This window comes from Actinospica acidithermotolerans (genome assembly GCF_018139625.1).
GTDB classification, from domain to species: domain Bacteria; phylum Actinomycetota; class Actinomycetes; order Streptomycetales; family Catenulisporaceae; genus Actinospica; species Actinospica acidithermotolerans.
Genome location: NZ_JAGSOH010000064.1, coordinates 26,864 through 42,599, shown reverse-complemented (window position 1 = coordinate 42,599; position 15,736 = coordinate 26,864). Strand labels below are relative to the sequence as shown.

Genomic DNA, 15,736 nt, shown 5'->3' with positions numbered 1-15,736 from the left:
GTCCCCGGCCCCGGCTCCCCGGCGTCCCCGCCGCGTTGCCTCTGCGCCGCACCTCTGCGCTGCGCCGCCTACTCCTCCGGCTCCGGCTCCGGCTCCGGCTCCGGTCGCGCGTCGCGCGGGCCGCCGTCGAGCAGGTCCTTGAGCTGCTGCAGGGTGCTGTCGATGATCGCCTTGACCTCGGCCTGCTCCTCGGCGCTGAGCGTCCCGTGCCGGCGGAACGCGTCCGCCACCGGGCCGCCCTCGCGGCGCAGGTAGCCCAGCAGATCGCCGAGCTGGCTGAAGTCGGTGTCGCCGGCCAGGCCGCCGATCCAGCCGCGCCAGCTCTGCGCGCCGCCGCCGGCCTCCCAGTCGCGCTGCTGCTGCTGCCACTGCTCCTTCCACTGGCGCGCCCACTGCTCCTTCCAGTCGCGCTGCCAGTCGCGCTGCTGCTGGCGCCACTCGCGGCGCTGGTCCTTCTGCTGCTCGCGCCACTCCTTCTGCTGCTGCTTCCACTCCTCCTGGTGGTGCTTCCAGTCCTGGGCCTGGTCCTTGAGCTGCTGCTTCCACTCCCTCCACTGCTCGCGGTTCCAGTCAGCGGATCCCGGCGGCTGCGGGGCCCACGGCGGTATGCCGGCCCAGCCGCCCCACGGGCCGCCGCTCCTGGCGTCCTCGCCGCGCTCCTCCTGCTGGGCGCGGCGGGCCTGGTCGGCGAGCTCCTGCTGCACGGCCTTGGCCGACTCGCGCACCTCCTGGCGGATGCCCTCGGCCAGGTCGCGGGCGGAGGCGCGGATCTCGGTCTCCAGCTCCTCGAGCTCGTCGGCGCGAGCGGCGAGCTCGGCGCGGCCCGCGTCGGTGATCTGGTAGACCTTGCGGCCGCCGTCGGTCTCGTGCCGGATCAGGCCCTCGGTCTCGAGGCGGGCGAGCCGCGGGTAGACGGTGCCGGCGCTCGGCGAGTAGAGGCCGGCGAAGCGCTCGCGCAGCTGCTGGATGATCTCGTAGCCGTGCCTGGGGCTCTCGTCGAGCAGCTTCAGCAGGTACAGCCGGAGCCGGCCGTGTCCGAAGACCGGAGTCATCGTGCGTCCTCGATTCCCTCTTCGCCGGTGTCGCCCGGCTTCGCGTCCTGAACGTCCTGAACGTCGGCGTCCTCGTCGGCTTCGCGCCGCAACAGTGTGATGGATCCCGACACGGTGTGTCCCTTGAGCTGGGCGGCGCCGCTGCCGATCACGCCCTGCAGCCGCGAGCTGCCCGGCTGCCTGCTGCGGGTGATCTCGGGGAACGCCGTGGTGGCGCGGCCGCTGGTGGAGCTGATGTCCACCTCGACGTCAGGGTCGTGCGGCAGGCGCACGGTCAGCGCGCCGGACACGCAGGTCGCGTGCACCCGGCCGGGCATGGGGTCCTCGAGGTCGACGGTGATCGCGCCGGCCACGGTGTTGAGCTCGATCTCGCCGCCCGCCCCGGCGAGCACGGTGATCGAGCCGGACACGGCCCGCACCTTGAGGTCGTCGGTGGCCTGCTCGACCGTGACCGCGCCGGAGACGGTGCTGACGCTCGTCGGCCCGTACACCCCGGCGAGGGTGAACTCGCCCGACACGCCCTTGACGGTGACCCGCTCGTGGAAGTTGGAGACGACCACGGGACCGGAGACGACGGTGACCTCGACCAGCGCGTCCGGCGGCACCGAGATGGACAGTTCCACCTCCTGCTTCGCGCCGCGGGTGATCCAGCTCCACAGCCCGCTCTTGAGGTCCTCGCCGTGCTTGACGGTCAGCTCCCCGTCCTCGAGCTCCACGTTCAGCGGCGGGCCGCTGATCCGGTTGACCTCGAGCGCCGCGGGCCCGTCCACCCCCAGCACGTTGATGCGGCCGCCGACCGCCGACAGGCGCAGCCGGCGCACCCCCTCGCCGATCGCCAGCTGCTCGGGCTGCTCGATCTTCCACTTCTCGCCCATGGCCCTCCCCGATTCCTTCCGTTCTCCGCGTATCCTGGAAACGCGATGTATCGCGTCGCTCGAGAACCACGATATATCGCGTTTCCGGAAAGTCAAGCGCTGCCGTCACCCGGGTGGATCAACCCGCGTCGGGGGCGCGGTACGGGTCCGCCACCCGGCGCGCCACGGCGCTCGCCGCACGATCGTCCACGGCGTCCGGTCTCGTCGCGGGCGGTCTGCCACGGGCGCGCCACGGCGCACGGCTGGGCGGGTATCGACGCCGCCTTGCTCCGAGTACCCCCAGGTGCGGCCTGGTCTCCGCAGAACGCCCGTTCGTACGGTGCTTCTGTCACCGTGCTTCCGGCGACAGTCCCCGAGGAGAGGACCCCTTCCGTGCGGATCCTGCTGATCGCGACCGCCTTCAACAGTCTCGCCCAGCGCGTCCACGCCGAACTGGCGGACGAAGGGCACGGACTCGAGGTGGTGATCGCGTCCTGCGGGCAGGGCGAGGTCCGCGAGGCGGTGTTCGGGCCGGGCGGCGGCGACGGCGGGGCTCCACCCAGGTTCGACCTCTGCGTCGCCCCGATGCTGACCACTGCGATACCCGAGGACGTCTGGCGCGCGCTGCCCTGCCTGATCGTGCATCCCGGCCCGGCCGGGGACCGCGGGCCCGCGTCGCTGGACTGGGCGCTGCACCTGGGCGCGGAGAGCTGGGGCGTGACCGTGCTGCAGGCCGTGGCCGAGATGGACGCGGGACCGGTCTGGGCGACGGCGGACTTCCGGATCCCGCCCGGCGTGGGCAAGAGCGAGCTCTACCGCGGCGAGCTGGCCGACGCCGCGAGCACCGCCGTGCACGAGGCGGTGCGCCGCTTCGCCGCCGGCCTGCGGCCGCGCCCGCAGCGCGAGTGCGTGACCCGCGGCGTGTTCCCGCAGCAGCTGCGCCGGATCGACTGGGCGCTGGACTCGACCGATCGGGTCAGCGCCCTGCTGCGCGCGGCGGACTCCAGCCCGGGCGTGCTCGACAGGGTCGAGGGACGCGAGTTCTACCTCTACGGCGGCGAGCCCGAGTACGCGCTGCGCGGCCGGCCGGGAACGCTGCTGGCCACCCGGACCGGCGCCGTGTGCCGGGCGACGGCCGACGGCGCCGTCTGGCTCAGCCACGCGAAGCCGAAGCGGCGGCCCGGCGGCCCGGCCGGGGTGAAGCTGCCCGCCGCGCTCGCGCTGTCCGGGTCCGTGGGCCACCTGCCGGAGTGCCCTGGCTCGCCGGAGATCGCCTACCGGGAGCGCGCCGAGGTCGGGATGCTCAGCTTCGGCTTCCCCGGCGGCGCGCTGAGCACCGAGCACTGCCGCAGGCTGCTGAAGGCGCTGCGGCACGCGGCCACCCGGCGTACCAGGGTCCTGGTTCTCGGCGGCCGGCGGGACTTCTTCGGCAACGGCATCCACCTCGGCGTGATCGAGGCGGCCGACGACCCGGCGGCCGAGTCCTGGGCGAACATCAACGCGATCGACGACGTGGTCGAGGCCGTGCTGCGGATGTCGGACCGGATCGTGGTGGCGGCGATGGGCGGCAACGCGGCGGCGGGGAGCGCGGTGCTCGGCTTCGCGGCGGACGAGGTCTGGCTGCGCCGCGGCGCGGTGCTCAACCCGCACTATCGGCTGATGGGCCTCTACGGCTCCGAGTACTGGACCTACGTGCTGCCGCGCCGGGTCGGCCGGGCCGAGGCGGACCGGCTGACCGGGGCGGCGCTGCCGGTCAGCGCGGCGGCCGCGCTGCGCGGGGGGCTGGCCGAGCGGCTGGTGGACGTGGACCCGTCGGACTTCACCGACGCCGTGTGGGCCGACGCGTTCGAGCTGGCGGCCAGGGCGGACATCGGCACCCGGATCGCGCAGAAGGCGAAGCGGCTGGCCGCGGACGAGTCCGTGCACCCGCTGAACCGCTACCGGCAGGCCGAGCTCTCCAGGATGCGCGCCATCTTCGACGACCCGGCCGCGCCGTACCACGCGCTGCGCCGCGCGTTCGTGCGCAAGGAAGCGCCGAAGCGGACCCCGGAGCACCTGCGTGCGGCGGCGCAGCTCGACCGGGCGTAGCCCGGGCACGGGGACGGCGGCGGGAGCGGACGGGGAAAGCGGTTGCCCCGCCGACGCGCCTTCGGCAAGATCGACCCGTATGACTGACACCCCCGAAGAACCGCCGAAGGCCCTGCCGCTCGGCGCCTACCCGCCCGGGCGGGTCGAGATAGGCGAATTCCACCTGCGCCGGTACACCAGGGACGACGCCCCGGGCCTGCACGCGGCGATCGCGGCCAGCTCCGCCGAGCTGAGCCCCTGGATGCCCTGGTGCGTGGAGCCGGTCCAGATCGAGGACCAGCGCGACTTCATCGAGCGCGGCTTCCTGTCCTGGGCCGTCGGCCGGGCCTTCAACTACGGCGTCTTCGGCGCCGACGGCACGCAGATCGGCGCGATCTCGCTGATGGACCGGCTCGGCCCCGGCGGGCTGGAGATCGGCTACTGGCTGCGCAGCGACGTGACCGGCCGCGGGATCATGACGCGGGCGGCCGAGCGGATGACCGAGATCGGCCTGGGCCTGCCGGGGATCGACCGGATCGAAATCCACTGCGACGAGGCCAACGTGCGCAGCGCGGCCGTGCCGAAGCGGCTCGGCTTCCGGCTGGACCGGATCGTCGACGACGAGGCGAAGGCGCCGGCGGAGACCGGGCGGAGCATGGTGTGGGTGACGCCGTAGCGGGGCGGCGCGGGGCGCGCGGAGCCCAGGGCGTGTTTTGGAACTATCGCCGGGTCCGCGACGCCTGCCACGCACGCTCGCCGCGTTGCCGGATCGCCCACGTACGCCCAGTATGCGGACGACCCGGCGCCTTGCGAACGCACGCGTCAGACGCCGCGGCCTGATCCGACGCTAGTTTCAAAACACGCCCTAGTGTGACGCGCCTGAAGTCCATTGAATAAGAGTACGATGATGTGGTGGCGAGGACGGGTCGGCCGAAGGCCGAGTTGACGCTGACGGATGCGGAACGGTCGGAGCTGACGCGTGCTGTCCGGGCGGCGTCTTCGTCGCAGGCGTACGCGATGCGGTGCCGGATCATCTTGGCGAGCGCGGATGGCGCGACGAACACGCAGATCGCCGATGACCTGGGTATCTCGATGCCGACGGTGGGCAAGTGGCGCGGGAGGTTCCTCGCCTCCCGGATGGCCGGGCTCGCCGACGAGCCGCGGCCCGGCCGTCCGCCCTCGATCCTGCTGGACCGGGTCGAGGAGGTGGTCAGCGCCACTCTCGAGTCCCTGCCGGCGAACGCCACGCACTGGACGCGCTCGTCGATGGCCGAGCGCAGCGGCCTGTCCGCCTCGACGATCGGGCGGATCTGGCGCAGGTTCGACCTCAAGCCGCACATCCAGGACGGGTTCAAGATCTCGACCGATCCGCTGTTCGTGGCGAAGGTGGTCGACGTCGTCGGGCTGTACCACAATCCGCCCGAGCGCGCGGTGGTGCTGTGCGTGGACGAGAAGTCGCAGATGCAGGCGCTCGACCGGTCGCAGCCGGTGCTGCCGATGATGCCCGGGATGCCCGAGCGGCGCACCCACGACTACGTCCGGCACGGCACCACCAGCCTGTTCGCGGCGTTCAACATCGCCGACGGGACGGTGATCGGCGAGCTGCACCGCCGCCACCGCGCCACCGAGTACAAGAAGTTCCTGGTCACCATCGACAAGGCAGTACCTGCGGAGCTGGACGTGCACATCGTGTGCGACAACCTCTCGACCCACAAGACCCCGGCGATATTGGAGTGGCTCGCCCGTCACCCGCGCTTCCACGTCCACTTCCCCCCGACCGGCTCGTCCTGGATCAACCAGGTCGAACGCTGGTTCGGGATGCTCACCTCGCAACTATTGCGCCGCAGCGTCCACACCAGCGTGCAAGCCCTCGAACAAGACGTGCGCGACTGGATAGCGACCTGGAACGACAACCCGAAACCGTTCGCGTGGAAGAAGACCGCCGAAGAGATCCTCGACTCCCTCGCCCGATATCTACAACGGATTTCAGGCGCGTCACACTAGCTGTCCGGTTTCGCGGCGCAGTTCGCGCAGGTTCCGAAGATCTCGACGGTGTGCTCCACCTGGATGAAGCCGTGCTCGGCGGCGACCTTGCCGGCCCACGCCTCGACCGCGGGGCCCTCGACCTCGACCGCCGTCCCGCAGCTGCGGCACACGAGGTGGTGATGGTGGCTGCCGCTGCTGCAGCGCCGGTAGACGGACTCGCCCTCGTCCGTGCGCACGACGTCGACCTGGCCGGTCTCGGCGAGCGACTGGAGCGTACGGTAGACGGTGGTCAGGCCGACCGAGTCGCCGCGGTGCCGGAGCCGGTCGTGCAGCTGCTGGGCCGAGACGAAGTCCTCGGTCTCGTCCAGCAGGGAGGTGACCGCGGCGCGCTGCCGGGTGGCGCGGCCCGGCGCGGGCACGGCGGTGCGCGCCCCGGCGGGTCCTGGCGGCTGCGACTGCATCGGTACTCCTCGCTTCAGCTCCGTATGGCGCAATCCCTCATTGTGCCACTCACCGGACGCCCGCGCGTTCGACCGGCGGGCCGCGCGAGGCGCGCGAGCAGCGGGTCATCTCGTTGGCGACCCCTCGGACGCGCCCGGTACGATGCGGCAAGACCGCACGCCAGCCGGGCGTGATGGCGGAAAAAAGAGGAATGAATCATCGTGGCCGCCGACAAGATCGAAACCATCGTCCGACTGGCCAAGGCCAGGGGCATCGTCTTCCCCTCCAGCGAGATCTACGGCGGCTCGCGCGCCGCGTACGACTACGGCCCGCTCGGCGTGGAGCTGAAGGAGAACATCAAGCGCCAGTGGTGGCAGGCGATGGTGCGCGGCCGGGAGGATGTCGTCGGCCTGGACTCCTCGGTGATCCTGGCGCGCGAGGTCTGGGAGGCCTCCGGCCACGTCAAGGAGTTCACCGACCCGCTGACCGAGTGCCTCTCCTGCCACAAGCGGTACCGCGCCGACCACCTCGAAGAGGCGTACGAGGCCAAGCACAAGCACGCGCCCGAGCACGGCCTGGCCGACGTCAACTGCCCCAACTGCGGCGTGAAGGGCCAGTTCACCGAGCCCAAGCAGTTCAACGGCATGCTCACCACGCACCTCGGCGCGGTGGCCGACGGCTCCGGCCTGCACTACCTGCGGCCCGAGACCGCGCAGGGCATCTTCGTGTCCTATAAGAACGTGCTCGAGTCCAGCCGCCGCAAGATCCCGTTCGGCATCGGCCAGATCGGCAAGTCCTTCCGCAACGAGATCACCCCGGGCAACTTCATCTTCCGCACCCGCGAGTTCGAGCAGATGGAGATGGAGTTCTTCGTCCGCCCCGGCGAGGACGAGAAGTGGCACGAGTACTGGATCCAGGAGCGCTTCGACTGGTACACCGGCCTCGGCGTCTCGGCGGAGAACCTGCGGCTGTACGAGCACCCGAAGGAGAAGCTGTCGCACTACTCGAAGCGGACCGTCGACATCGAGTACCGCTTCCAGTTCGGCGGCAACGAGTTCGGCGAGCTCGAGGGCATCGCGAACCGGACCGACTTCGACCTGACCACGCACTCGAAGGCCTCCGGCCAGGACCTGTCGTACTTCGACCAGCCGAACAACGAGCGGTTCACCCCGTTCGTGATCGAGCCGGCCGCGGGCGTGAACCGGGCGATGCTGGCGTTCCTGCTCGACGCGTACGTCGAGGAGGAGGCGCTGAGCGCGGCGGGCAAGATGGAGAAGCGCGCGGTGCTCAAGCTGGATCGGCGCCTGGCCCCGATCAAGGTCGCCGTGCTGCCGCTCTCGCGCAACACCGATCTGTCCCCCAAGGCCAAGGAGCTGGCGAACAACCTGCGCCGCAACTGGAACGTCGACTTCGACGACGCCCAGGGCATCGGCCGCCGCTACCGCCGCCACGACGAGATCGGCACGCCGTTCTGCGTCACGGTCGACTTCGACACCCTCGAGGACAACGCCGTGACCGTCCGCGAGCGCGACACGATGCACCAGGAGCGCGTCTCGCTGGACCAGGTCGAGACCTACCTCGCCACCCGCCTGCCGGGCTGCTGACCCACGGCGGCGCTCAAGGACACCCAGCGGCACCCGACGTCGGGCTGTTCCGCGGATCGATATCCGCGGGACGGCCCGATGTTCGTTCCCGTAGGCTCCGTCGGTAGCCGAGACGAAGCGGAGGGGCGTGGAGGTGGCACCGAGAAGCGTGACGCGGGACGAACTGGCGCGAGCGGCTCAGGCTGCGCTGGGCGGCGGGCGGCGGCTCGAACGCGTCGAGCGGCTGACCGGCGGCAGCCGCAAGGGCGTGTACCGGCTGACCATGGACGACGAGACGACGGCGGTCGCGTACCGGTGGGAGGCCTCGGAGAACTACTGGCCGGCGGCGGAAGCGGGCGACGGGGACGGCGATCTCGCCGATCCGTTCTCGCCCGGCTACGGGCTCGGCTTGTTCGAAGTCGCACGCGCGCGCCTGGAATCGCTCGGCCTGCGCGTCCCCGGGCTCTACCTCGTCGACCGCGACCGGACGTACGCCCCGGCCGACCTCGCGATCGTCGAGGACTTCCCGGGCGGGAACCTGGAGAGTTTCCTCGCGCGCGATCCCGAGGGGGCCGCGCCGACGATGGCGCGCCTGGCCGAAGGTCTCAGGGCGATGCGCGACTACCGTGCACCGGCGTACGGCAACGTGTCGTTGGTCGACGGCGGCGGCACGTCCCGAGGAGGCTCCTGCGAAGCCGACGCGCTCGCGTGGGGCCTTCGCTGTCTCGCGGACGCCACCGCGCGCGATCCGCGTATCGCGAAGGTGCACGACCAACTGGAGGCACGACTCCACGCCCTCGCGGCGGCGATCCGGCCGCGCGCCGAGTACTCCGTCGTCCACGGCGAACTCGGGCTCGACCACGTCCTGGTCGACCGCGACCGCCGGCCGGTCCTCATCGACATCGAAGACCTCATGTACTACGACGTCGAATGGGAGCACGTCTTTCTTCGACTGCGTACGCACGCGGATTACCGATATGTTTCGGCCGGCGATCTGGACGAAGACCGCCTCGCGCTCTACATGCTCGTCCAGCGGCTCTCGCTGACGGCCGGGCCGCTGCGCCTGCTGGAGGGGGACTTCCCCGACCGCGGGTTCATGCGGGGCATCGCGGAGCACCACGGCGCCGAGGCCGTGGCCTGGGCCGCGGCCCCGACGGATCCGGCGCGGCTCGCGTGCTGCTCAAGGCTCTGCTGGACGGTCGCACGGTCCTGACCGGCGGACGGTCGGGTATGGCGAATCGGCGCGTGGTGACCCTAAATAGGGAGTTGCCCCGAAATGCGGAACGGGCGCCGTATGCGCCCGCCCGCCCTACGATCGATGCCCGCGGTTCACGGACGCAGGGTGCCGAGGAGCCGGTGGTGCGGATGCTGTTCGGGAAGCGTCGCGACCGAGCGCTCGGCGAGCCGTACGGCGCGGGCGCGGGACTGGCTGGGGATCTCGACGACCGTCGCGTCCAGCAGGGCCCAGGAGAGCTCGTCGAGCTTCTGGCGCACGACGCAGGGGTCGGGTTCGCCGGTCAGCGCGGGGACGCAGACGGACTCGAGCTCGGCGAGGGCGCGCTGCGCCGGCTCGTCGTCGCTCAGCACGTCCGGGATGAACATGTCGACCTGCTCGGAGGCGGCGGCCTTGGCGCCGATGGCCTCGAACACGTTGATCAGCGGGCTGACGTCGCCGGCGGTCATCGGGTCGTAGAGGCCGGGGAAGGCCTGCTCCTCGTAGCCGCTGTCGTACCCGGCGATGTAGACCGGGGCCGCCGAGCCGGTGTGCGCGACGGCGCCGAGGGCGACCTCGAGCAGGCTCGCGGGCCAGTCCAGGTCGCGCAGGGCGTTGAGCCGCAGGTTGCCGGGCTGCGCGTCGAGCAGGCCGCAGAGCAGCAGCTGCGCGGACTCGAGCGCTGACTGGATGTAGAAGCCGATCTCCGCGCTGTGCAGCCGGATCGGCTCGTCCTTCGCGCACCACGAGCGCAGCCGCTCGCCGATGATCGAATTATCGACCACGTGCGTGAACCGGGAGGCGGCCAGGCGCAGCTCGCCGGTCGCGGCGGTCCTCGCGAGGATCCACTCGCCGATCCGCTTGGAGGCGGCGTAGACGTCCGGCGAGTAGGGCCGCAGGGCCTTGCCGGTCGAGGCGGTCACCACGGTGCCGGCGCCGCAGCGCGCCGCGGCCTGCAGGACGTTGCGCGTGCCGAAAACGTTGGTGGCCACGGTGCGCAGCACCTCGACCTCGGCCAGGCCCGGGTTGCGCTGCGCGGCGACGTGGAAGACGATGTCCGGCCGGATCTCCGCGAAGACCTCGTCGAGGCTGGAGCGGTAGCGGACGTCTCCGTAGACGAATTCGACGCCGTCGATACGCGGCAGGGCGGTGCGTCCGCGGCTGAGGCTCACCAGCCGGGCGGGGCGGTGCGGCAGCAGCTGGCCGAGCAGCACCCGGCCGATGCAGCCGGTACCGCCGGTCACCAGGATCGTCGCTCCCTCGACGTGTGCCGCGATTTCCTGCTTCGGCAGATCGATACATCGGGTGCGGACACCCTCGAAGCGGCGGTACTCGGCCAGCGACTGCGGCTTGAGCTCGAGCAGCTCCCTGGTCAGCGTGCGCAGCCGCTCCACCTGCGCCGCCGAGAGCTCCGCGGCCTGCGGGGGCGCCGTTGCTCGGAGATCGCCCAGCAGCTCATTGATGCTTCTCACAGTGTCCTCCCCAACGCAGGTCCGTGCCCGCGGCGGTTAGCCGGGCGACGGCCGCACACCACTGCCGCTACACTGCGGCACCGAAGAATTACGAAGCTAGCACAGGATGCGTCCACCCACCCCGGCGCGTCGGGAAATTTCCGGTTGCGGGATCTGCTTACCCGGCGCACACGGTAGCATCTCGACCCAGCAGCTCGTGAGAACAGCTCAGAAACGGTTCATGAGGGGACACGAAGCTTCATGTCTGAAGCCCTCGGCACGCGGCGCGGCCAGGCAAAACGGTCACGCAGACCCTCGGCGGCATATGAAGGTCCCGCCGCCGCGACGAGGCCGCCGGCGAATCCGGCGATTGTGCGCCACGATGAGGGCGGGTTGCTTCCGGTCCCCCCGGACGACCAGGAGAAATACTCGTACGCGAGACGCGGCAACAGGATCCTGCTGATCTTTTCCTCGCTGAGCTTCATTGCACTCGTATACAGCCAGATCCTGATGACGCGGCTCTCTCCGTGGATGTGGTCTTACGTTCCGTTCCTCGGCTTCACCGTCGTCTACTTTCTGATCTCGCAGGTGGTGACGGCGACCGCACCGGAATTCGACATAGCCGGCCATCGCAGGCTCGCGGCCGCCTGGGCCCCGGAGTCCTACCCCGCCGTCGACGTGCTGCTCCCGGTCTGCGGCGAGCCGGTCGAGGTGCTGCGCAACACCTGGGAGAACGTCGCCGCCCTGCGCGAGCACTACAAGGGCCGGGTCACCGCGTACGTGCTGGACGACTCCTCCAGCCCCAAGCTGCAGCGGATGGCCGGGGAGTTCGGGTTCGTCTACGCCGGCCGGGCCAACCGCGGCTGGTACAAGAAGGCCGGCAACCTGCTTTACGGCTACCGCATCTCGCACGCGCCGTACATCCTGCTGCTCGACGCCGACTTCGCGCCGCGGCCGGACTTCCTCGACGAGATCCTGCCGCACATGGAGGCGGACCCGACGCTCGGCATCGTGCAGACCCCGCAGTTCTTCCGGGTGCTGGACCAGCAGAGCTGGCTCGAGCGCGGCGCGGGAGCCGTGCAGGAGCTGTTCTACCGCAACATCCAGACCTCGCTGTCCAACTACGACGGCGCGATCTGCGTGGGCACGTGCGCCGTCTACCGCAGGGCCGCGCTCGAGGCCAACGGCGGCATGACGCTGATCGAGCACTCCGAGGACGTGCACACCGGCTTCGACCTGTACACCAAGGGCTGGCGGCTGAGCTACCTCCCGCTCGCGCTGTCCACCGGCGTGTGCCCCGACAACGTCGCCGCCTACGTCAACCAGCAGTACCGGTGGTGCTCCGGCAACATGAGCATGCTCGGCAGCAGGAAGTTCTGGGGCACGAAGCTGCCCTGGCGCGTGCGGCTGAGCTACCTGTCGGGGTTCTTCTACTACGTCCACACGGCCCTGGCGACGTTCATCGTCCCACTGGTGCCGATGGCGCTGATGATCTTCTGGCCGCAGGAGATGCGCGTGGCGAACCTGGTGTGGGTCATCCCCGGGCTCATCTACGCCGGCCTGCTCTTCCCGCTGTGGCACCGCGCGCCCTACCGGCTCGAGGCGTACGCGTGCCGGATGGTCTACGGCTGGGCCCACGTCTTCACGATCTACGACGTGCTGCGCAACAAGCGCATGGGCTGGCAGCCCACCGGCTCCTCGTCGAAGAAGCAGGGCCGCAACCGCCGGTTCTGGATCGGGATGATCGGCTGGACCTGCGTGACGGCGGCGGCCTGGGTCGGCACGGCGCTGTGGCGGATGAGGAACGGGGACCCGATCGACTACGCCCTCTTCCTCGCCTCCGGCCTGTTCTACGCGGCGACGGCCGCGCGGGTGCTGCGCCAACCCCAGAAAGCAGAAGCATGATGCGGCACGGAACGACCGGGCGCCGGCGGGTGCCCATCCTCCTGGCGGCGATGGCCCTTCTCGGCTCGCTGCTCTGCGCGTGTTCGACCGTCTCCTCGGCGGCGGACTGGAACGATCCGTACCATCCGGTCGCCGGAGGTACCGCCGTGGGCAGCGGGCCCGCGCCGCTGTGGACGGGGGCCGGGCAGGTGCAGGCGAAGGGCTCGGCCGGAAGCACGGCCGGACTCAAGCCGGCCTACGACGTCTCCCCGCTGCTGCAGCCGGGTAAGAAGTACCTCGGTGTCGAGATCAACGGAGCCCCCGAGTCGCTGACGCCGGCCAAGCAGTTCGCCTCCTGGGTCGGCACGAAGCCGGACATCATCGGGCACTACGTCGCCTGGGGGACCTCGTTCGACACCTCCGCGGCCTCCAACGCCTGGTCCTACGGGGCGCTGGACTTCGTGGTGTGGGAACCCTGGAACACCGCGCTGGCGAAGATCGCCTCGGGCGCCTCCGACACGTACGTCAAGGCGTTCGCGGCCTCCGTGCGCTCCCTGGACGTGCCGATCGCGCTGAGCTTCGGCCACGAGTTCAACGGCAACTGGTACCCGTGGGGAACGACCGGCACCACGGCCGCCGAGTTCGTCGCGGCCTGGCAGCACATCCACAAGATCTTCACCGACGAGGGCGCGACCAACGTCATCTGGATCTGGGACCCCAACGACATCTATCCCGTCTCGAGCGTGCATCTCGCCGACTACTACCCCGGCGACGCGTACGTGGACTGGGTCGGGGTCACCGGCTACTGGACGCAGGACGGCCCGAACACCTACTCCTCCCTCTACCTTCCGACGCTCACCGAGGTCCGCGGGTTCACCAAGAAGCCGTTCATCATCGCGGAGACGGCGGTGGAGTCGGGCTCCCACGAGCTCGAATCGCTGACCCAGCTCTTCGACGCGGTGGAGCAGCACTCCGACATAGTCGGGTTCGTCTGGTACGACTTCGACAAGGGCGGGGACTGGCGGATCGAGAACCGTCCCACGCTCCTGGGCGCGTTCAAGAGCGCGCTGTCCTCGGGCGACTTCAGCGGGGCGGTGACGACGGCCAAATGAGCGACGAAGGAATCGAGACGGAATCGTCCGCCGAGACGCGGCTGATGTCGCCGGCGCAGCCCTCCCTGCGCGACCGGTTCGCCGAATGGATGGACGAGCCCGGTGACGAGGCGGGCGCCGGAACCGGCGCGCTCGACGCCGATCCGGACAGCACCCAGGTGATCCCCGCCGCGGTCGCCGTGATCCACCCGCAGCGCGAGCCGATTCCGGTGCCGCCGGAGTTCGCCTCCCCGCCGCGGTCGGCGACCGCCGCGAACGGCTCGGCCGACGTCGAGGCCGAAACCGCGCAGCCCGCGGCGGGTACGCAGCCCGCAACAGGTGAGCAGCCCGCGGCGCCCGACACGCGACCGCAGGCTCCCGGCGGCGCGAAGCCGGCCGGCGGCAAGCAGCCCGGCGGCAAGCCGGACGACGGCGGCTTCCACGGGCCGCCGCGCTGGCAGGACCACGTGCCCTTCGACGAGACCGGCGTCCTGATGCGGCCGGAGTCGCTGCGCGCCAAGGCCATGCACGCCGAGACCGAGCTGATCAGCGCGATCAAGATCGAGGACGACGACTCCGAGGCCGCGAAGTCCCAGCGTCCCGGGTTCTGGACGGGCGCCTGGCCGCGCCGGGCGCTGGTCGGGTCGATCATGGCCGTCCAGGCGGTGCTCTCGCTGCGCAACAACAACTCCCCGTTCGTGGACGAGTCGCTCTACCTGTACTCGGGACACCTCGAGCTGGCCCACATGCTCCACGGCACGTCCACCGGAATCGACTTCTGGTCGTACTTCTCCGGCGCCCCCGTGCTCTACCCGCCGCTCGGCGCGCTGGCCGACCAGATCGGCGGCATCTTCGCGGCGCGCCTGCTCAGCCTGCTGTTCATGCTCGCCACCACGGGACTGCTGTACCTGATCACCCGGCGGCTGTTCGGCACGCGGGCCGGCCTGTGCGCCGCGGCGCTCTTCTCGTGCACCGAGCCGACGCTCTTCCTCGGCGGTCTCGCCACGTACGACGCGCCCGCACTGTTCCTGCTGGCCCTCGCGACGTTCCTCGTCGTGCGCTTCGCCGCGAGCAACTACCCGTTCTATCTGCTGGCGGTCTTCCCCGCCGCGCTCGCGGTGGGCACGAAATACGTTTCGCTGCTGTTCGTGCCGACCATCTTCGTCCTCGCGTTCCTGGCGGCCGCGCCGTATTCCCGAGCCTGGGCCGTGATCCGGCCGATCGCGCTGAGCCTCGGCACGGCCTGCGTCCTCTACACCGGGTACCGGCTCGCCGGCACGTCGGCGGCGGCAGGTATCAGCGCGACCACGACGAACCGGGCCCACGGCACGGACACCTTGACGCTCGTGATGAAGCAGGCGGGCCAGTACATCGGCGTCGTCTTCGTCATTGCGCTGATCGGCGCCGTGTTCGTGGTAAGGCTTCCGCGGCGGCACGCCCATCCGGCGGTCTCGCCGGACCGCTGGCAGCGCACGGCGCTGGCCGTCTTGCTGGCCGGCACCGCATTGCTGGCCCCGCTCTACCAAGCGCATCTGCACACTGCGGTCTCGCTCCAGAAGCACGTCGGCTTCGGGCTGTTCTTCGCGGCGCCGCTGGCTGGCTACGGCCTCGTGCGCATCGTCGGGCCGCACTTCCACCGCGTGCAACTCGGCATCGGCGTACTGGTACTGACCTTCGCGCTCGGCATGGGCCAGTCCCTGTCGATGTTCCACAGCTGGACGAACTCGTACGCCGCGGTCGCCGCGCTGGTGAAGTACCAGAAGCCCGGTGCGCACTACCTGTTCGCCGACGGACCCAACGCGATCTACCTGCTGCGCGGCGACCCGTACGCGGAGCCCTCGCAGATCACCGACGCCTTCTCCTTCGGCTGGTGGGACGAGCAGGGTAAGTACATCACCGGCGACGCCGCCTACGCCGATGCCATCCAGGCCGGCTACTTCCAGGTCGTCAGCTACGACTTCAGCGCGAACCCGGGGGCGGAGCAGGCCATCGCCCAGGCTCTCTACAACTCGCCGATCTACCGGCTGGCCGCGAAGATCTACACCCCGACCAGCGGCGGGCCCGCCTGGTCCTACGTCTGGGTTCGCAAGTAGTGGACGGTGCCCGGCGCGTAA

12 protein-coding genes are annotated in these 15,736 nt (G+C 70.6%); 8 read left to right on the top strand and 4 right to left on the bottom strand.

Annotated elements, in window-relative coordinates; translation table 11 throughout:
- Window positions 1-68 precede the first annotated feature (68 nt).
- Both KDK95_RS20715 and KDK95_RS20710 read right to left on the bottom strand, forming a co-directional pair.
- Window positions 69-1,052: a PadR family transcriptional regulator gene (locus KDK95_RS20715; RefSeq protein WP_212519880.1), complete on the bottom strand. Its 984-nt coding sequence runs from the start codon at window positions 1,050-1,052 to the stop codon at window positions 69-71.
- Window positions 1,049-1,927: a DUF4097 family beta strand repeat-containing protein gene (locus KDK95_RS20710; protein WP_212519879.1), complete on the bottom strand. Its 879-nt coding sequence runs from the start codon at window positions 1,925-1,927 to the stop codon at window positions 1,049-1,051. The genes KDK95_RS20715 and KDK95_RS20710 overlap by 4 nt, the downstream gene beginning before the upstream one ends.
- 372 nt (window positions 1,928-2,299) lie before the next feature.
- Here KDK95_RS20710 and KDK95_RS20705 point away from each other — a divergent pair, with 372 nt between their 5' ends.
- From KDK95_RS20705 to KDK95_RS20695, 3 genes are all read left to right on the top strand, one after another.
- On the top strand, window positions 2,300-3,994 hold the full coding sequence (locus KDK95_RS20705; RefSeq protein WP_212519878.1) for an enoyl-CoA hydratase-related protein: 1,695 nt from the start codon (window positions 2,300-2,302) through the stop codon (window positions 3,992-3,994).
- Window positions 3,995-4,073: 79 nt separating this feature from the next.
- The gene (locus tag KDK95_RS20700; protein ID WP_212519877.1) at window positions 4,074-4,649 is read left to right on the top strand and encodes a GNAT family N-acetyltransferase; all 576 of its coding nucleotides are present in this window, start codon (window positions 4,074-4,076) and stop codon (window positions 4,647-4,649) included.
- 236 nt (window positions 4,650-4,885) lie between these two features.
- Complete coding sequence (locus tag KDK95_RS20695) at window positions 4,886-5,977, top strand: IS630 family transposase (RefSeq protein WP_212519876.1); 1,092 nt, start codon at window positions 4,886-4,888, stop codon at window positions 5,975-5,977.
- Here KDK95_RS20695 and KDK95_RS20690 read toward each other — a convergent pair.
- A complete protein-coding gene (locus tag KDK95_RS20690) occupies window positions 5,974-6,420 on the bottom strand; it encodes a Fur family transcriptional regulator (protein ID WP_249161611.1) in 447 nt (148 codons plus the stop codon). The two genes, KDK95_RS20695 and KDK95_RS20690, sit on opposite strands and share 4 nt — an antisense overlap.
- Window positions 6,421-6,621: 201 nt before the next feature.
- Between KDK95_RS20690 and KDK95_RS20685 the strand changes: the two genes are divergently transcribed.
- Window positions 6,622-8,004: a glycine--tRNA ligase gene (locus KDK95_RS20685; protein WP_212519875.1), complete on the top strand. Its 1,383-nt coding sequence runs from the start codon at window positions 6,622-6,624 to the stop codon at window positions 8,002-8,004.
- Window positions 8,005-8,152: 148 nt separating this feature from the next.
- A complete protein-coding gene (locus tag KDK95_RS20680; protein WP_212519874.1) occupies window positions 8,153-9,196 on the top strand; it encodes a phosphotransferase family protein in 1,044 nt (347 codons plus the stop codon).
- A 116-nt stretch (window positions 9,197-9,312) separates the two neighbouring features.
- On the opposite strand, the gene KDK95_RS20675 is transcribed toward KDK95_RS20680, so the two are convergent.
- A complete protein-coding gene (locus KDK95_RS20675; RefSeq protein WP_212519873.1) occupies window positions 9,313-10,668 on the bottom strand; it encodes a polysaccharide biosynthesis protein in 1,356 nt (451 codons plus the stop codon).
- A 372-nt stretch (window positions 10,669-11,040) separates the two neighbouring features.
- Between KDK95_RS20675 and KDK95_RS20670 the strand changes: the two genes are divergently transcribed.
- From KDK95_RS20670 to KDK95_RS20660, 3 genes are read left to right on the top strand one after another with little or no spacing between them, the layout of a single operon-like run.
- Window positions 11,041-12,552 (top strand): glycosyltransferase family 2 protein, encoded by a 1,512-nt coding sequence (locus KDK95_RS20670; protein ID WP_212519872.1) that lies wholly within the window; start codon window positions 11,041-11,043, stop codon window positions 12,550-12,552.
- Window positions 12,553-12,581: 29 nt separating this feature from the next.
- A complete protein-coding gene (locus tag KDK95_RS20665) occupies window positions 12,582-13,643 on the top strand; it encodes a glycoside hydrolase family 26 protein (protein WP_212519871.1) in 1,062 nt (353 codons plus the stop codon).
- On the top strand, window positions 13,640-15,715 hold the full coding sequence (locus KDK95_RS20660) for a glycosyltransferase family 39 protein (RefSeq protein WP_212519870.1): 2,076 nt from the start codon (window positions 13,640-13,642) through the stop codon (window positions 15,713-15,715). The genes KDK95_RS20665 and KDK95_RS20660 overlap by 4 nt, the downstream gene beginning before the upstream one ends.
- Window positions 15,716-15,736 lie beyond the last annotated feature (21 nt).